This window comes from Pseudanabaena minima str. Chao 2107 (genome assembly GCF_051131155.1).
In the GTDB taxonomy this organism is placed as follows: domain Bacteria; phylum Cyanobacteriota; class Cyanobacteriia; order Pseudanabaenales; family Pseudanabaenaceae; genus Pseudanabaena; species Pseudanabaena minima.
Genome location: NZ_CP159508.1, coordinates 2,080,651 through 2,096,993 on the forward strand (window position 1 = coordinate 2,080,651; position 16,343 = coordinate 2,096,993).

Consider the following 16,343-nt stretch of genomic DNA (forward strand, 5'->3'; position numbering starts at 1 on the left):
TAAAGCCTGTTCAACAATAGACTCAATGCTGGTCTTTTCTAGCTTTTCCACTGTTATCTCTTTAATAACGCAACACTAAGGTACTTCAATAGGAATAATCGTATATTCGGGTAGAGACATCTGAAAATGCTCTTTTTGGCTGAGCAGGATTACCAGCCGTGCTACAGACTGGGGCTTAACTGCCAAATCGCTCCAAGGTATAGCAACTTCTAGGCACTGCTCAAAACCTATTTTTGTGTGAGTTGCGATAGTTTCCCATTGAAATTTTTCTGTGGATTCTTGAAGTTTGACTGACTTATCAGCAAAATTGATCGCTAGATGATGGCGAAATAAATAATTTAGCGGCGATACGTCAGGCATACCAAGAAGTTCTACAGGACTGTTGGGATGAATCCGACTAGGATAAAACCACAACAAGTGTAGTTTACTTTGGGCGATGCTCTCTAGATTACTAAATTCTAGGCGCAAGTAGCAATAAAAATGATCGTAACCATACCATAGACGCTTGACAGGTGTGTTTTGGTGCATCGCACCCCTCGCCCCGCTAATTTCGATTTTACCAGCACCTTGCCAGTCATCACTTTCAAACCTGCCGTTAATCATCGGCTCAATTAAGCTCGTAGGACGATCGCTAGTAGACACATCATGTGGCTCAAGGGGATAGAGCAAAGCATGGGGTACTGGCTCATTGAGGGCACGATAGATTACCTGTAAATGCTCACGAAATAGGCGATCAAACATTGCGTCATCGTTGGAGCTATGCCCTTCACCAAACCACCAAAACCAATCTGAGCCTTCCGCAGCCATCAGGCTTTCCCATACTTCAGGATTATTCTCAGGTGTCGCTTCATGATGACCTGCCAAGACATGCCGCGCTTCAGCGAGCAATTCCCAAGCCCGATTTTTAACAGGATCGCCAATCCATGTCGTAAAGCTAGAGTCAATCCATGAGCCACTGTGCAACTGATGCGGTGGAATTTTATCGATTGGTGGGAATTTGTCTAAATATTCCGATGGCGTTACCAGTTTCAGATTTTCGTTGTTAGACAAATTCTCATACAGCGTCTGCAAGAAAGGGTTGCCATCTTGAGGATAAAATTCCCAACAGTTTTCACCATCAAGGGCGATCGTCACTAGCCAAGGCTTACCTTCAGGATGCTCAGCTAAATATTCATTTTGCTGTTTTTGAATTGTCATCAAGCGATCGCATAAGTCATCGCTAGCAGCTTGGGGCAACAAGGCTCCGTAACTAAAGCCAATCAAATCAGAAAGTAGGCGATCGCGAAAAATAATAGCCAAGTCACCATGAATAGTTTCAAGGCGATAGGGCTGATAGAGCAGGTGCGGCGCATCGATCGCTCCCCGTTCATCACGACGGAAATAATGTCCGAGACTCCAACCTAATACTCCCTCATCGGAGCATAGCCACGAGAAGCCCTGCTTAGAAACATGGGGCAAGATGGCAGGGCTGACGGATTGCTCTGATGGCCATAAACCTCTGGGATTGCAACTAAAGTGTTGACGGTAGACTTCTTTGGCTTTTTCTAAATGTAAGGTAATGTCTGGTTCATGACGAAAGCGATGATTGGGCAAATACATTTGCGGCACAGCAATCCTTCCTGCCTGCGTGTCAGCCAAAAGCGGCATGATCGGATGCGTATAAGGTGTAGTCGTAATTTCTAGTTGTCCATTTTTTTGCATGAGCCGATGCTGTGGCAAAATCCGTGAAATAATCTCACGCTGCTTGCTATAGATCCTCTGGCGATCAGCAAGGGTAAAATCTTTGCCGCGATCGTACCATTCCGCAATTTCAGGATCGGCTTCGCGAAAGAGGGGATCAATCCAAGCCAAGTTGTGCCAAGCCAGTAAGTCGCTAAAATCTGGGGCTAGCCAATTATTGACACACCACTCGATCCCATAGGCTTGCCTTTGCGCTAACAAGTCAGCATAGCGATGATATGGCTCAATCATGGTCTGATGATTGGCATCAAAGAAATGCTCGACGATAAAATGCTTTTGCGATCGCGTTAACGTATCGACAGGAGTCAGAGTCAACGCTAAATAAGGATCAAATGCCCTCCCCTCAACATAATCTTGCAGTTGTAAAATAAGAGATGGCACTAGATTGATCGTTTGATGTAGTTTTGGATATCTTGACAACATCAACGCCAGATCTAAGTAATCTTTTACGCCATGCAACCTCACCCAAGGCAAATGATATTTGCCTGCGATCGCGCTTTTGTAGAGGGGTTGATGTTGGTGCCAGATAAATGCGATATGTAGAGGATATGACATAGGATGACTGGCAATATGACTGGCGATACTTCTAGAAATTGTGACACACCTAATCCTAGTTCGATCCAAATACTTTGTATAAAGCTATGTACGTTTAGCCTGAGTATTTGCCTGATGGGTTGTGCGCCTGCTGCTACTGAAGTGCCAAAGACAGCAACTCCGTCAGTAACTACTACATCATCGCCTGCTCCTCAGACAATTGCACCACAAACTAAACCCAAACCAACCTCTGAACTGGCTCAATACTTGCCAATTACTGCTACAGCCACCATTGCAGGACGTGAAATTCATTTAGAAGTGGCTAGTACTGTCAAGGAGCAGGAAAAAGGATTAATGTTTCGTCCTCCTTTACCTGATGATCGCGGCATGTTATTTCCCTTTACGCCTGCACGTCCTACCGCCTTTTGGATGAAAAATACTCCTTCACCCCTCGATATTATTTTCTTGCTTGATGGTGAAGTGAAAGCGATCGCCCGCAATGCGACGACTTGCCAAAGCGATCCCTGTCCAATTTATCCTGAGGGTGGTGTTGTTGCGGATAACGTGATTGAAGTGAGGGCTGGGCTGACCCAAGAACTCGGTTTAAAAGAAGGCGATCGGATTTCTGTTAAATTCTTGTTGCCAAAAAATCAATGACCACTATAATTCTAGAGTCTGAAATTATTTGCTACAGAGATTTGTGCTCAAACCCAAACCAAGGAATGTTTTGAAAGGGTTGCTTTGCAACCCTTTCAAAACATTCCTTGTAGTTAGCACAATCATTAATTGCTGTAAGGATCTAGACATAATTAGACATTCAATCTCAAAATCTGTGGCGATCGCTGCATGTTCACCTTAGGTTTTGCATCTATCCTTACTAATTATGTCTACCTATTTAATAAAGATCTTGCAAAGCAATATTTTTATTAGAAAGTAAATAAATCCCAAAATGTTCAAAACTACTTGGTAATTTCTCCCCGAAAGTGCTAAAAGTAGCAGTGGTGAATCTTGAGTGAAAGAAGAGTTAAAAAAATGACAGCTAGCAGAGCGAGAAGCCCTGAACCACAAAGATCTCCTCAGCCTCTCGATCGCAAGAGCAAACGAGGACAAGCGAGTCGCCAGCCAGCCAGTAATCGCAACGTCAAGCGGCTGCCAAGAACTAACTCGTTTCCTTTGCCTCTGTGGTTGCGAGTTTTGATGACTACGCAAAAACTTTCCATCGCCGCAACTGTTTTACTCACGATTTCGGTATTTGTCATCTACGGCTGGACTGTATATGCTCAAGAGCAGTGGAATCAACAATATAAAAAGCTCGAACAACTCAAGCGCCAAGAAAGACAATTAACCAATGCGGCTGGCTCCTTTGATAACGAGATGCTGCAATCGGTGCAAAAGAAACCCGGGGATCTAGTGCGCGAGAGTCCAGAAAAATCAATTTTTTTGCAAGCGGCTCCTCTGCGCCCCAAGCGCGAAGTTCCATCTAATGTCTCTGAGCTACCTAAAGATAAAAATAACGAAAGTTTAGGATACTAACGAAATAAGGGGCGCTTTGCGCTCCTTATTTCGTATAACCAAGAAAAAACTTGAAAGCGTTGCTTTGCAACGCTTTCAAGTTTTTTCTTGGGTTGGGTTTGAGCGCAAAGCGCTGTAATACCAATTCTCAAAAGTGGCGGCACGCTTTTGTGAATTAAAAACCAAACCCAGTAAGGGTTTTAAAAACACAAAATGGCGTAGCCATTTTGTGTTTTGGGATAACAAGCTTGACTACAGCCATAGTAGGAACTTCGCGTGGTTAAATACAGACAGTTTGTTAGTGATTAATTTTTGGTGCTTTGCACCAAAAATTAATCACTGAAATTTTAGATATTTGTAACTAAGCATTATGTGTGGAATTGTTGGCTACATCGGACATCGCTCGGCAAATGAAGTTTTAATCTCAGGGTTACGCAAACTCGAATATCGCGGCTACGACTCCGCAGGCGTAGCCACAATTCCCTTACTTGATCGCCCAGCCGATCGCAGTTTGCATCGGGTCAGAGCCAAGGGTAAGCTCATCCAACTCGAAGAAAAGCTAAATGCCGATACCGCACCTCTAGCACCAATTGGCATTGGTCACACCCGTTGGGCAACTCACGGCAAGCCTGAAGAGCATAATGCCCATCCCCATACCAACACAATGGGTAACCTTGCCGTTGTCCAAAATGGGATTGTAGAGAACTATCACCTACTGCGAACTGATTTAAAAGCGCTGGGTCATATTTTTGTCAGTGAAACAGATACAGAGGTAATTCCCCATATGATTGCGGAATTTCTCTCACAATTAGAGAAGCAAGGCAATATTATTCCTGACAAGTCGCCTTCGGTACTGTTTGAAGCTGTGCGACTAACGGTTGAGAAATTGCAAGGAGCCTATGCGATCGCCGTTATCCATGCTGACTATCCCGATGAATTAGTGGTTGTGCGGCAACAGGCTCCCCTTGTGATTGGGATTGGTAAAGATGAGAACTTCTGTGCCTCCGATACCCCTGCGTTGGTAGCCTATACCCGCACCGTTATTCCCTTAGAGAATGGAGAAATTGCAAGATTAACCAGAGAATCGGTACAGGTCTATAACGCCAAAGGCGATCGCCTCCGTCGAACACCCCAGACACTAAACTGGAATCCGACAATGGTGGAGAAGCAGGGCTTTAAGCACTATATGCTTAAGGAAATCTATGAACAACCAGGAGTATTTCGCGCAGGATTAGCCAGTTACATCAGCGAAACAAATTGTATTCAGTTAGGTTTGCCAACTGGTTTTATCGATCAGATTGAGCGAGTGGAAATTATTGCTTGTGGAACTAGTTGGCACGCTTCCTTAGTTGGCAAGTATCTTCTAGAGCAGCTTGCAGGTGTTCCGACTAGCGTCCAATATGCTTCGGAATATCGCTATTCGCCACCGCCTTCTTTAAAGAATACCCTTGTCATCGGCGTGACTCAATCGGGCGAAACGGCGGATACATTAGCAGCTTTAGAACTTGCCAAATCCAGAGGCGATCGCTGCCTTGGTATTACCAATCGTGTGGAAAGTTCGATTGGACGAATTTCTGATGCGGTGATTGATACTCAAGCAGGAATTGAAATTGGGGTTGCTGCGACGAAAACCTTTGTGGCTCAACTGCTGATGTTCTATTTACTAGCTTTAGAATTTGGTATTGCAAAGGGTGCATTAACTGAAGATAAGGCTCAAGAAATCATCGAAGGATTGCGACAACTCCCTGCCTATATGGAACGGATTCTCGAAAGCCAAGAGCGTTACATTGAGGATCTTTCCCGTCAGTTTACCCATACTAAGGATTTTATTTTCTTAGGTCGTGGGATTAACTTCCCGATCGCCCTCGAAGGTGCGCTCAAACTCAAGGAAATCAGCTATATTCACGCAGAGGGCTATCCCGCAGGCGAAATGAAGCATGGACCGATCGCATTGCTGGATGAAGATGTGCCTGTTGTGGCGATCGCTACCCCTGGGGCTGTATATGAGAAGGTTCTCTCAAATTCCCAGGAGGCAAAGGCTAGAGATGCGAAATTGATTGGTGTTGCACCACTCGACGATCCTGCGGCGCATGAGGTGTTTGATCACATTTTGCCGATTCCTGTAGTTGATGAGATTTTCTCGCCAATTCTCACTGTGATTCCTTTGCAGTTGCTGTCCTATCATGTGGCGGCGCATCGTGGCTTAGATGTCGATCAACCCCGAAATCTAGCGAAATCTGTCACTGTTGAATAGATAAAAAGGCGGCGCAATGCGCCGCCTTTTTATCTATATGAGTAAAGTGGTAATCAAAATTTTTATGGACAAATATAATCGTCGAAAATTTTTACTTCAGGCTCGCAACTTAACCTATGTTGGGGCAACAAGTTGGCTTTGTGGCTGTGGAGGTGCACTTAGCAAATCTGATAACTCAGCCAATCCATCACCAAACGGCGAAGATAAACAGCAAGTAATTGTCATTGGAGCAGGTATTGCAGGTGTCACGGCTGCCAAAAAATTACAGGCTCAAGGATATCAGGTAATTATTCTCGAAGGTCGCGATCGCATTGGCGGCAGGATTTGGACAGATAATTCTTTAGGCTTTCCTTTAGATCTTGGTGCTGCATGGATTCATACCATTGATGGGAATCCTCTCTCTCCTTTAGTCAAACAATTTGGCATCCAGACTGTGGTCTCTGATCTTGAATCACAATGGAATTATAAAGGTGTCAACCAAGTGCTGAGTAAATCTGATGAACTGCTTATAAGCAAAGCTTTTCAAGCATTTATGGATAGGGTTAAACATCTAAAAAAAGATCCTCAATCATTACAGCAAACCACCCTAGCAGATGTCGCTCAACAAATAATTGAATCAGAAGAAATTACAGGAATCACTCTTAAGGGCTTTCGGGCAACTCTATCTTCGACTATTGAGAGTGAAGTTGGAGAAGATATTGCGAATTTAGGAATCAAGGGTTTTGAGGAAGATTCAGAATTTACAGGAGCAGATGTAGTTTTTCCGCAAGGTTATATCCAGCTTGTACAGGCTCTATCCAAAGATTTGGATATTCGGACTAAACATCTTGTGCAGCAGATTGCCTATGATGACAATGGTGTACAGGTGACCACCGATCGCGAAGTTTTTAGTGGTTCGCAGGTGATTGTCACGGTTCCATTGGGTGTACTGAAACGGGGGTCGATTAAGTTCTCACCAGCATTGCCTGAAGAGAAGTTAGCAGCAATTGAACGATTGGGTATGGGCGCTTTAAATAGATTAGTATTAAAATTTCCTCAACAGTTTTGGCCATCACAACCTCACACGATGGCTTATATCAATGGCAATATTCCCGATCGCTATGTTGAATTTTACAACTGGCAGAAATATATTCAGCAGCCGATTTTAGCCGCTATGTTTAGCGGTGATTTTTCGCGATCGCTATCACAAATGCCTAAATCTCAGGCAATCCAGAACATCATGTCTGATTTGCGATCTATGTTTGGCAAAGATATTCCGTTACCTACTGCCACATTATTGACGCAATGGCACAATGATCCTTTTGCCTATGGTTCTTACTCTACTTTTTCGCTCAATGGTTCTATTCAAGACTGCGATCGCTTGGCAGAACCCATAGGCGATCGGGTGTTTTTTGCGGGTGAGGCAACCTATGGAAAATATATAGGAACAGTTCATGGTGCTTTATTGAGTGGAGAGAGAGAAGCTAATAGAATCATACAAAAAACTTAAATAACTGATGTTACGTGGAACTATCACTCCATCGGTTATTCTCCTAAGTTCTCCTGAATTTTTGCTAGGAGTTCTTCGCAGTCTTTGACTAAAGGAATGCCAAGTTCTTGAGAGAGGGTGAGGGCGGCTTGGCAATGGGTGAGGGCGAGTTGGGGTTGATTGGTTTGATGGGCAATTTCGGCAAGGAATTTAAAACTATGGGCTGTCAAAATTTTAAAGTTAATCTCTTGTGAAATAACTAAAGACTTTTGAATTTCCGTTTCTGCTTCGCTGTAATTTTCAAGTTTGAGCAATGCCTCACCTATATTATGTAAAGAAATTGCCACCCCTTGCCGAAAGCCAATTTCTTCACTGATGTCGTGATATTGCTGGTGATAGGCGATCGCTTTTTCATACTGCCCCAAGGAAGCATAACAATTGCCTAAATTCCCTAGAGAAATTGCTACCACTTGCCGATTGCCGATTTCTTCACTGATGTCGTGACATTGCTGGTGATGGGTGATCGCTTTTTCATACTGCCCCAAGGAATCATAACAATTGCCTAAATTGCCTAAAGATCTTGCCACCCCCTGCCGATCGCCAATTTCTTCACTGATATCGTGAAGTTGCTGGTGATAGGCGATCGCTTTTTTATACTGCCCCAAGGAATCATAACAACCGCCTAAATTCCCTAGAGAAATTGCCACCCCTTGCCGAAAGCCGATTTCTTCACTGATGTCGTGATGTTGCTGGTGATAGGCGATTGCTCTTTCATACTGCCCTAAGGAATGATAACAAAGTCCTAAATTACCTAGAGACCTTGCCACCCCTTGCCGATCACTGATTTCTTCTTTGATTTCGAGAGATTGCTGGTGATAGGCGACCGCTTTTTCATACTGCCCCAAGGAATAATAACAAAGTCCTAAATCACCTAAAGACCTTGCCATCCCTTGCCGATAGCCGATTTCTTCACTGATATCGTGATGTTGCTGATGATAGGCGATCGCTTTTTTATACTGCCCCAAGGAATAATAACAACTGCCTAAATTGCCTAGAGAATTTGCCATTCCTTGCCGATCACCGATTTCTTCACTGATGTCCTGATATTGGTGGTAGAGGGCGATCGCTTTTTCGTACTGCCCCAAGAAATAATAACAATTGCCGAGAAGTATTAACGAGTTGCGATAACAAACTTGTTCTCGTTGACTCCCCGCGATCACCTGCTCATATAACTGCGCTTGCTGACGATAAAACCACTGTAACTTCAAAAACTCATCAACCGATTTATTTTTCCCTTCTCCCCCTCGATCCTCGTTCAAAATATCATAGGCTAACTGCCATTCTCCCAATGCCCCTGCATGGTAAAACCCCTCTAAATACGCCGTCAAATCCTCCAACGATTCCCAAGGTGGCGCAGGTAAATGTGCCAAAAAATAATCCAACGCAGCCTGATGCGCCGATCGCAACAACTCAGAATCTGCTTGCTGTTGCACCACCATCGAAATTAAAGGCAAAAACTGAAACCGTCGCGGTTTTCCCTTGAGCGGTTCGGGGGGAAACTCCTGCAACAACGACAAACGGGCTAAATACCGTAACTCCGCCTCCGTTACCTCGGCAGTTAACCCCTGAGCTAACCCTAGATCGAAAATCCCTCGCAATACCGATAACCGCTTTAAAATATCCCCTAACCTTGCCGACAATCGCGCCAAACTCGCCGCTACCACTTCCCTAACACAGGTGTCCGTATCACGGTGATAACCCTCCACCGTAAACAAATCTAAGCCCAAATTTTCCGCCTCTGTCACACAAACCCCTTCCCCCAACTCCTCCCGCATCCAACTCGATACCAGTTGCATCAAGAGAGGATGCCGATCCATTCGGTTCACAAAATGGGCTAATTCCTCCTGCGTTCCCGTTAAACCATAGTCTTCCGTCACCAAACGCATCGCATCGGCTTCTGCTAACCCCTTTAGAGCTAACCAATAACAACGCGGCAGCAAATTGGCGCTAAACACTGGCTGTTCCCGACTGGTGAGCAGTAGCTTACTATTACTCCCATTCCCTAACCATTGGCTCAAAAATTGACCATAAACCGACTTCCCTTCTGCTGGTATTACAGTTTCCATATTGTCCAACACCAACAAATAAGGCTCAGCAATCAACCCTTCGACGATCTGCCCAATTAACGTCTCCTCATCCCATTTCTCATCATAATCTCGTCCCATCTGCTCCAATAACCATCGCCCAAATTGCGCCAAGGGATAAGACTGGATAAAACTTACCCACAACACCCGCCAATTAGGGGTTAACTGCTCCTTGAATTTCACTGCTAAAGCCGATTTACCATAGCCTCCTGCGGCGGTAATTCCGATTAAACGTACTTTGTCATTGCTTAGGGCGGTTTGGAGTTCCTTGATTTCATCCTGTCGTCCCTGCCATTCAACCACAGGCGGAGGTGTCGTATTCAGGGTTGCGGCGATCGCTTCTTGGCGAGCACTACTCCTTTCCCAAAACTCAATAATTTTATTTGGTGTGCGATAAAACTGCGGCATTTGCGGATACTGCAAGCGTTGCAAACCTTCCCGAACCGCATCCTCGATCGCTGCACAAGTGATTCGCCGTGCCGTTGTACCCGTTCTCGCCAAAGCTTCTACTAACACCCTCGTAAATACACCCATTTCCCCCGCAATCTCTTGATATGCAGGATCTTGGTCACGGGAAGCCGTGATGATAAATCTCGTTTTGCCATCATTGCGATCGCATATTTCCCGAAAATCTGCCAAATCGCCGCCATAACAACAGTCCAACCAAACAATTTGCTCTCTAGCTGGACAATCTCGCAAAAATTGCTTGAGTAGATCAATCTCAATGGATTTGCGATAACCATCATCTAGGACTTCACTCTCAGAAGTTGCCAAATATGTCTTGGGATAAGGCTGCTTGCCTTGCACACCATGCCCCGAATAATAAAACAACACCGTATCCAGATCTGTCGCCGTGAATAAATCTTTGATTTCGTTCTGTAAGCGATCGCAAGGCAGACTACTTTTACCCACGACCACGCGATCGACATTTATGGCTTCAGGTAAGCGCTTCACCTTAAAATCTGGCTCTAAAATATCGGCGATCGCATTAGCATTATTAGCAAAACTCTCAAGACTACGCAACTTACTGTATTGACTGACCCCAACCACAAGAGCTTTACGTTGCATAACCTGAAAATCTCGCAAATTATGTCTGTTATTCTATAGCCATTAACAAAGCAAAATCAATTATGACTAGCCTCACACCTCTGCAAATTGACGAAAACACAATTATCTATATCGAAGCCAGTGAAGCTGTTGACGTTCCCACCATTCCTACTGGTGAAGCAGGATTAGTCACCTATGGAGATACATCATCGAATACTGAAAAGATTAGAGAGAACTTCGATCGCCTCAAATCCACTCTCACCCATTACACTCTCAGCACCATCGATGCTTTCAAAAAAGCAAACAATACCGATATTGCCAACATCGACAAAGTAACCCTTAAATTTGGTATTAAAATTGCAGGCGAAGCAGGTATTCCCTACATCACCAAAGGTACAGCCGAAAGTAATCTAGAAATTACTGTGGAATGTTCTTTTCCAAAACATCAGCCAACTCCATAAAAAGAAGGAGTCGCTAAGCGACTCCCTTTTTTTATGGAGTTGTTTTTGTTTCTGGTAGTTTCACAAATACGCGATCGCCTACTTTTGCACCACTTAAAATTTGAGTCTGATTATCCACCGTTGTCCCAATCGTCACGGGTTGAAATTTAGACTTACCCTTTTCATCAGCAATTAATAAACCAGTTTGCCCTTCTTGCGTAACGATCGCCACCGTCGGTACAACCAAAGCACCATCAATTCTCTGACCAATAAAGCGCAAATCAGTATTCATCCCCGATTGCAACTTATCTTTGCCAGTCTCTAAGGTTACCCGCACTTGGAACGATGTCACATTCTGCTCAATGATTGATTCAGGCGCAATCAAACGGACTTTGCCCTTAAACACCTCAGTGGGGAACGCATCAGCAACAATTTCTACTTCCTGCCCGATTTTAATTTGAGAAATGTCCACTTCAGGGACTTTAGCAATGATCTCTAAACCATTAGCGATCGCCACAATCGAAGTCGAAGTTGAAGAATTGGTTGACGAAGCAGATGTTGTCGGTGTAACAAAGGCTCCTGCATTAGCATACTTTTGAGTGATGATGCCCGCAAAGGGAGCGCGAATAATTGTATCTTCGATCTGGACTTCGATAATTCTGATCCCTGCGATCGCTTGGGCAAGTTGCGCTTCAGCTTGAGCAATATCTTCAACACGGCTACCATTGCGGGCTTCTTCTAATAGACGAGTAGCCTCCATCAGATTAGCTTGAGCCGTTTGCAAATCAGCCTGAGCGCTGCGATCATCGGTTAGCACTTCATCAAAGCGATCGCTAGAAATAGCCCCTTCAGTTTGTAAACTCCGAAAGCGAGAGGCTTTCATATTGGTCAAGGCTAAACGCGATCGGGCTGCATCCAAACGACCACGAGCCGCATCCACCCTAGCCTGAGCCGCCGCAATATCTTCAGGACGACTACCATTGCGTAATCTGGCTAAATTAGCTTCACTTGCCGCTGCCGCAGCTTGAGCCTGATAAAGCTGCGGGATCAAATTCGTATTGTCCATTCTGGCGATGACTTGTCCCTGCTTGACTCGCGCCCCCTGCTCAACTAATAGCTCCATTAGTTTTCCCGCTTGCTTGGGGCTGAGGTTGACGGTTTCAATTGGGACAACTGATCCGCTAGCTTTAATTTTGATATCTAAAGACTTAGACTCAACTAATTGAGTTTTGTCATTGATTGATGTTCGGTTTTGATTCATGCTAGCCAAAACACGAAAGGCTGTAAATCCACCGCCTAGGACAACGACGAGTAAAACTACAAAGAACCAAGGCTTTGTCCAAAAACTTTTGGGTTGTTTATTTGCTTGTTTGGGGGAAACAGTAGTTTGCATCGAAATTAAGCCTGAACAAAGCTAACGGCATGAAAAATTATATCTATATAGATAAGCTATGGTATTAGCGTTTATTTTGCATCACCCCTCAGCAGCATTGCTACGGAATTAATACCAAAACACAAAATGGCTACGCCATTTTGTGTTTTTAAAACCCTTATTGGGTTTGGTTTTTAATTCACAAAAGTGTTGTCACACTTTCGTGAATTGGTATAACTCGAGAACCCTAAGAACAAAGGATCGCCAAGCGATACCTTTGTTCTTAGGGTTCTCGCAACTCTCAAAAAACGGTATATTAGCAAAAGCAAGGACTCAAAGAGACGCAAAATATTTGTAAATCCACTCGTAAATTTATATTTGGGGGTTAATAACCTTGTGAGTCAGCCTGTCACAACTTGGGATGAAAAACCACATATCGTACTTCATGGATCTCAAGGTGCGATGCAGATTCCCCTTGTGAATGCATATTCTTGGACTTTAGGGCGCGGCTCAGAAAATGATATTCCCCTATCTGATAAATGTGCATCGCGCAACCACGCTATGTTTCAAATTGTGGGAGAAAGTAGTTATTTTCTGATCGATCTTGGTAGTCGCAATGGTTCATTTGTGAATGGACGGCGGGTGACCATTCCTGTCAGCTTAAAAAATGGCGATCGCGTCACCCTTGGTGAAACAAATTTAGAGTTTTATTGTCCCGAAACGATCACTTCTCCCGATACTAGCAGTACTCAAAACGAAGAAAATACGGATGCAGCAGCGACAGCAATGCTACATAAGCGGCAACTAATTACAGTTTTAGTCGTGGATATTCGAGATTTCACCAAACTGACACAGCAAATGGATGAGCATATTCTCTCAGAGGCGATCGGCACATGGTTTCGCCGCGCTGGTGAGATCATCGATCGCCATGGAAGTTGGGTAGATAAGTACATTGGTGATGCGGTAATGACAGTCTGGATTCATGACGCTGGCAAAGGGTCAGATACTGTCGCTACCCAAGATATGCTCAAAGTCTATCGCGCCCTCTATGAACTGTATGAGATGAGCAATGAACTCAATCAGCAGTTTGAATTACCATTTCAATTGCGTGTAGGTGCTGGCATCAATACTGGCTATGCCATGGTTGGACAAATGGGAACTAGTGAGCATCCAGACTATACGGCTCTTGGCGACACAGTGAATGCAGCTTTTCGATTGGAGTCCTCAACTAAGCAATTGGGCTTGGATGTAGCGATCGGTTCTGCAACTTATAGCCATACGCCCTATGCTGCGGTATTACTACCACTCAAGCAATATTCTGTGGAGCTTAAAGGCTATACGACTCCCACCATCACCTATGCTGGTACATTTACGGAATTAGGAACCTATATCCAGAAACTAGACGCGGATTAAAACTGTCAAAGAAAGCCCTACCAAGGAAAGCTTTCTTTGATGATCCTATGGCGAATATGCACTGATGTTACGTGAAACTTAGTTGATGAATTTTTTGCTGCTAGCGTAACAGGGCAACCACGGGGGGATTGCCCTGTTACCAAAATTTAGAATTACCGTAGTGGCTGCGCCCCCGTGCCAGCACTAGACTTATGCGATCACAGGAATTCTATCCACGTAATACCAATTCACGAAAGTGTTGCAACACTTTTGTGAATTAAAACCCAAACCCAGTAAGTGTTTTAATTCACAAAATGGCTACGCCATTTTGTGTTTTGGTATAACAATAGTATTCAGATAATGTAGGGATTTGGTTCCCAACTCCTCTTTCAAAAAAGTAGTGGCTGCGCTTCGCGCAGCCACTACTTTTTTTAATCTTTAAAACTATTAGAGGCTAAATCAAGGGTCACTTGGCGAAGTTGTAAATAATCCATAGGATCGACGGCAGTTCTGCCATCGGGTTGGATTTCAAAATGTAGATGCGGTCCTGTACTACGTCCTGTAGAGCCAACTTCAGCGATCGCCTGTCCCTTATTAATAACTTGCCCCTTTGATACAAACACCCTGTTGGTATGGGCATAAAGCGTCAACTCACCATTCCCATGACGCAACTCGACAACATTGCCATAGCCATCATCCGTCCATCCCGAATAAGTGACTACGCCATCAGCCGCCGCAAAAATTGGTGTACCTGTGGGAGCCGCAAAATCAACGCCTTTATGCAGCTTGCGTTCCCCTGTAATAGGATGCACACGCCAGCCAAATCCAGAACTAATCGCGGCTCCTGTAACAGGAAGAGAAAAATTAGAAATACTATTAAGGTCGATCGCCGCAATATTTTGGGGAAGCTGCATCGTCCAATGCCCTGGTTGTCTAGATTTAAGGCGTAAATCTTGAGGATTGAGAGTGACTTCGGGCGAAAGCTCTACAACCATTCTGGTGGTATTGGCATCAACTTGACCAACGCGCACTGCTTGCACTCCACGTCCGACTCGCCGCCTTACCGTTGGTCCCTGATAGACAATCCCTGGTAAGTCAATCACGATGCGTGTGGGATTACTAATCACAGTTCCCTTTGGCTCAATGTCGTTTTTGAGCGAAAACTCGATTTTGCTATCGGTCAAATCATAGACGAAGGTTTCGAGTCGATTTGCTTGGGCTGTAGGTGTCGCGATCGCGAAACTACCAGCGAAACCACACAGAGTTAGTGATAGCAGACGGATAGTCAGGGATTTGGATTTATTAGCTAATTTACGATTAGCTAATAAATTAAATAACTGGTGGGAGCGAGACATAAAGTTTTGCATGGGAACGTTGCGCTGTAGGACAGGGAAGAGCAGGCTACAAGCCATACAAAAATGTACAAAAAGCCCTGTGATTCGACTTGTAGAAGGCTAGGGATAATGCTCTGAAGATTTGCGTAACGAGAACGAGTGAGATTCTACATCAATTTTGGTGAAATATGACAACTCGCGATTATTAGTCAGATAAAAAGTTGTTTTTACAGACAAGTACTTGTCTGTAAAAACAACTTTTTATAGTAGATGCAAAAAAATCTATTTTTGGTGGCGCGGCGAAGCCGCGCCACCAAAAATAATGAATCTCTAAGCGGTATATTTGTTGCAACCTCAAAAAATCCGCTTGCATCTAAGCTGTTAAATTATGAGCTTTGCCTCAAAACTCAGGACTGCGATCGCTGCTAATCAGAGCATCTTATGTTTGGGACTTGACCCCAACCCTGAAGTGATGCCTGCCAAGTACAAGGCAAAATATGACTCGGAAATGAAGTCTGGAGCATATCCCGATCATGCAGTTATACCAAAACACAAAGAAGAGGCAACAGATGATATAAGAGAAAAAGGAGAAAGAGGATAACAAAATGGCAGGGGTATATAGATTAGAAATAAGTGAAAGCGAAGAAGAGCTAAAAGAGATGCTAGGGCGGCAGAAAACAGGCTCAGATAAAGAACGAGTGCAAGTATTGTACTTACTGAAAAGCAAGCAAGCTGGCACAGTGCAAGCCGCCGCTCAACTAATCGGGAGAAACCGTAGCACAGTGCAAGAGTGGATCAGAGGATATCGAGAGGGAGGAATAGCAGGAATACTAAGCCATAAACCAAGAGTAGGCAGAATACCCAAAATCCCAGATTGGGCGCAAAAAGCACTGGACAAACAACTGCAACAGGAAAAAGGATTTAATAGCTACGGAGAGATACGACAATGGCTACAGGAAAAACTAGGAATCGAAAGTACCTATAAAAATGTGCATGACTTGGTGCATTACCGAATGAAGGCAAAACCAAAGGTAGCCCGTCCCTATAGCGCCAGTCAAAACCAAGGGCAACGCGAGGAATATAAAAAAAACTCTCGGATAACCTAG

12 protein-coding genes are annotated in these 16,343 nt (G+C 44.3%); 8 read left to right on the forward strand and 4 right to left on the reverse strand.

Annotated elements, in window-relative coordinates; translation table 11 throughout:
- Positions 1-75: 75 nt before the first annotated feature.
- A complete protein-coding gene (locus ABM313_RS09290) occupies positions 76-2,295 on the reverse strand; it encodes a glycoside hydrolase (RefSeq protein WP_434687490.1) in 2,220 nt (739 codons plus the stop codon).
- A gap of 3 nt (positions 2,296-2,298) precedes the next feature.
- On the opposite strand from ABM313_RS09290, the gene ABM313_RS09295 reads away from it, so the two are divergent.
- From ABM313_RS09295 to ABM313_RS09310, 4 genes are all read left to right on the forward strand, one after another.
- Positions 2,299-2,931, forward strand: coding sequence for a DUF192 domain-containing protein (locus tag ABM313_RS09295; protein ID WP_434687491.1), 633 nt, complete (start codon positions 2,299-2,301; stop codon positions 2,929-2,931).
- Between the two features lie 375 nt (positions 2,932-3,306).
- On the forward strand, positions 3,307-3,807 hold the full coding sequence (locus ABM313_RS09300) for a hypothetical protein (RefSeq protein ID WP_434687492.1): 501 nt from the start codon (positions 3,307-3,309) through the stop codon (positions 3,805-3,807).
- A 349-nt stretch (positions 3,808-4,156) separates the two neighbouring features.
- On the forward strand, positions 4,157-6,040 hold the full coding sequence (gene glmS, locus ABM313_RS09305; RefSeq protein ID WP_434687494.1) for a glutamine--fructose-6-phosphate transaminase (isomerizing): 1,884 nt from the start codon (positions 4,157-4,159) through the stop codon (positions 6,038-6,040).
- 64 nt (positions 6,041-6,104) lie between these two features.
- Entirely contained in the window at positions 6,105-7,529 is a 1,425-nt protein-coding gene (locus ABM313_RS09310; protein WP_434687496.1) for a flavin monoamine oxidase family protein, read from the forward strand.
- 35 nt (positions 7,530-7,564) lie between these two features.
- Here the strand turns inward: ABM313_RS09310 and ABM313_RS09315 are convergent, their stop codons facing one another.
- Positions 7,565-10,720 carry a tetratricopeptide repeat protein gene (locus ABM313_RS09315; protein WP_434687497.1) on the reverse strand — a complete coding sequence of 1,052 codons (3,156 nt, stop codon included), beginning with the start codon at positions 10,718-10,720 and terminating at the stop codon, positions 7,565-7,567.
- A gap of 62 nt (positions 10,721-10,782) precedes the next feature.
- On the opposite strand from ABM313_RS09315, the gene ABM313_RS09320 reads away from it, so the two are divergent.
- The gene (locus ABM313_RS09320; protein ID WP_434687499.1) at positions 10,783-11,160 is read left to right on the forward strand and encodes a CU044_2847 family protein; all 378 of its coding nucleotides are present in this window, start codon (positions 10,783-10,785) and stop codon (positions 11,158-11,160) included.
- A gap of 31 nt (positions 11,161-11,191) precedes the next feature.
- Here ABM313_RS09320 and ABM313_RS09325 read toward each other — a convergent pair whose 3' ends face one another.
- Complete coding sequence (locus ABM313_RS09325; protein WP_434687501.1) at positions 11,192-12,532, reverse strand: efflux RND transporter periplasmic adaptor subunit; 1,341 nt, start codon at positions 12,530-12,532, stop codon at positions 11,192-11,194.
- A 375-nt stretch (positions 12,533-12,907) separates the two neighbouring features.
- On the opposite strand from ABM313_RS09325, the gene ABM313_RS09330 reads away from it, so the two are divergent.
- Positions 12,908-13,924 (forward strand): FHA domain-containing protein, encoded by a 1,017-nt coding sequence (locus ABM313_RS09330; RefSeq protein ID WP_434687503.1) that lies wholly within the window; start codon positions 12,908-12,910, stop codon positions 13,922-13,924.
- 410 nt (positions 13,925-14,334) lie between these two features.
- On the opposite strand, the gene ABM313_RS09335 is transcribed toward ABM313_RS09330, so the two are convergent.
- Positions 14,335-15,258, reverse strand: a complete 924-nt coding sequence (locus tag ABM313_RS09335) for a peptidoglycan DD-metalloendopeptidase family protein (protein WP_434687505.1) — start codon at positions 15,256-15,258, stop codon at positions 14,335-14,337.
- Between the two features lie 367 nt (positions 15,259-15,625).
- On the opposite strand from ABM313_RS09335, the gene ABM313_RS09340 reads away from it, so the two are divergent.
- Positions 15,626-15,838: a hypothetical protein gene (locus tag ABM313_RS09340; RefSeq protein ID WP_434687507.1), complete on the forward strand. Its 213-nt coding sequence runs from the start codon at positions 15,626-15,628 to the stop codon at positions 15,836-15,838.
- Between the two features lie 4 nt (positions 15,839-15,842).
- Positions 15,843-16,343: a helix-turn-helix domain-containing protein gene (locus ABM313_RS09345; RefSeq protein ID WP_434683803.1), complete on the forward strand. Its 501-nt coding sequence runs from the start codon at positions 15,843-15,845 to the stop codon at positions 16,341-16,343.

What these genes read in the sequence shown, in the direction of transcription:
- ABM313_RS09290 (WP_434687490.1), bottom strand. Translation starts at nt 2,295, where the DNA reads ATGTCATATCCTCTACATATCGCATTTATCTGGCACCAACATCAACCC.
- ABM313_RS09295 (WP_434687491.1), top strand. Translation starts at nt 2,299, where the DNA reads ATGACTGGCAATATGACTGGCGATACTTCTAGAAATTGTGACACACCT.
- ABM313_RS09300 (WP_434687492.1), top strand. Translation starts at nt 3,307, where the DNA reads ATGACAGCTAGCAGAGCGAGAAGCCCTGAACCACAAAGATCTCCTCAG.
- glmS (WP_434687494.1), top strand. Translation starts at nt 4,157, where the DNA reads ATGTGTGGAATTGTTGGCTACATCGGACATCGCTCGGCAAATGAAGTT.
- ABM313_RS09310 (WP_434687496.1), top strand. Translation starts at nt 6,105, where the DNA reads ATGGACAAATATAATCGTCGAAAATTTTTACTTCAGGCTCGCAACTTA.
- ABM313_RS09315 (WP_434687497.1), bottom strand. Translation starts at nt 10,720, where the DNA reads ATGCAACGTAAAGCTCTTGTGGTTGGGGTCAGTCAATACAGTAAGTTG.
- ABM313_RS09320 (WP_434687499.1), top strand. Translation starts at nt 10,783, where the DNA reads ATGACTAGCCTCACACCTCTGCAAATTGACGAAAACACAATTATCTAT.
- ABM313_RS09325 (WP_434687501.1), bottom strand. Translation starts at nt 12,532, where the DNA reads ATGCAAACTACTGTTTCCCCCAAACAAGCAAATAAACAACCCAAAAGT.
- ABM313_RS09335 (WP_434687505.1), bottom strand. Translation starts at nt 15,258, where the DNA reads ATGTCTCGCTCCCACCAGTTATTTAATTTATTAGCTAATCGTAAATTA.
- ABM313_RS09340 (WP_434687507.1), top strand. Translation starts at nt 15,626, where the DNA reads ATGAGCTTTGCCTCAAAACTCAGGACTGCGATCGCTGCTAATCAGAGC.
- ABM313_RS09345 (WP_434683803.1), top strand. Translation starts at nt 15,843, where the DNA reads ATGGCAGGGGTATATAGATTAGAAATAAGTGAAAGCGAAGAAGAGCTA.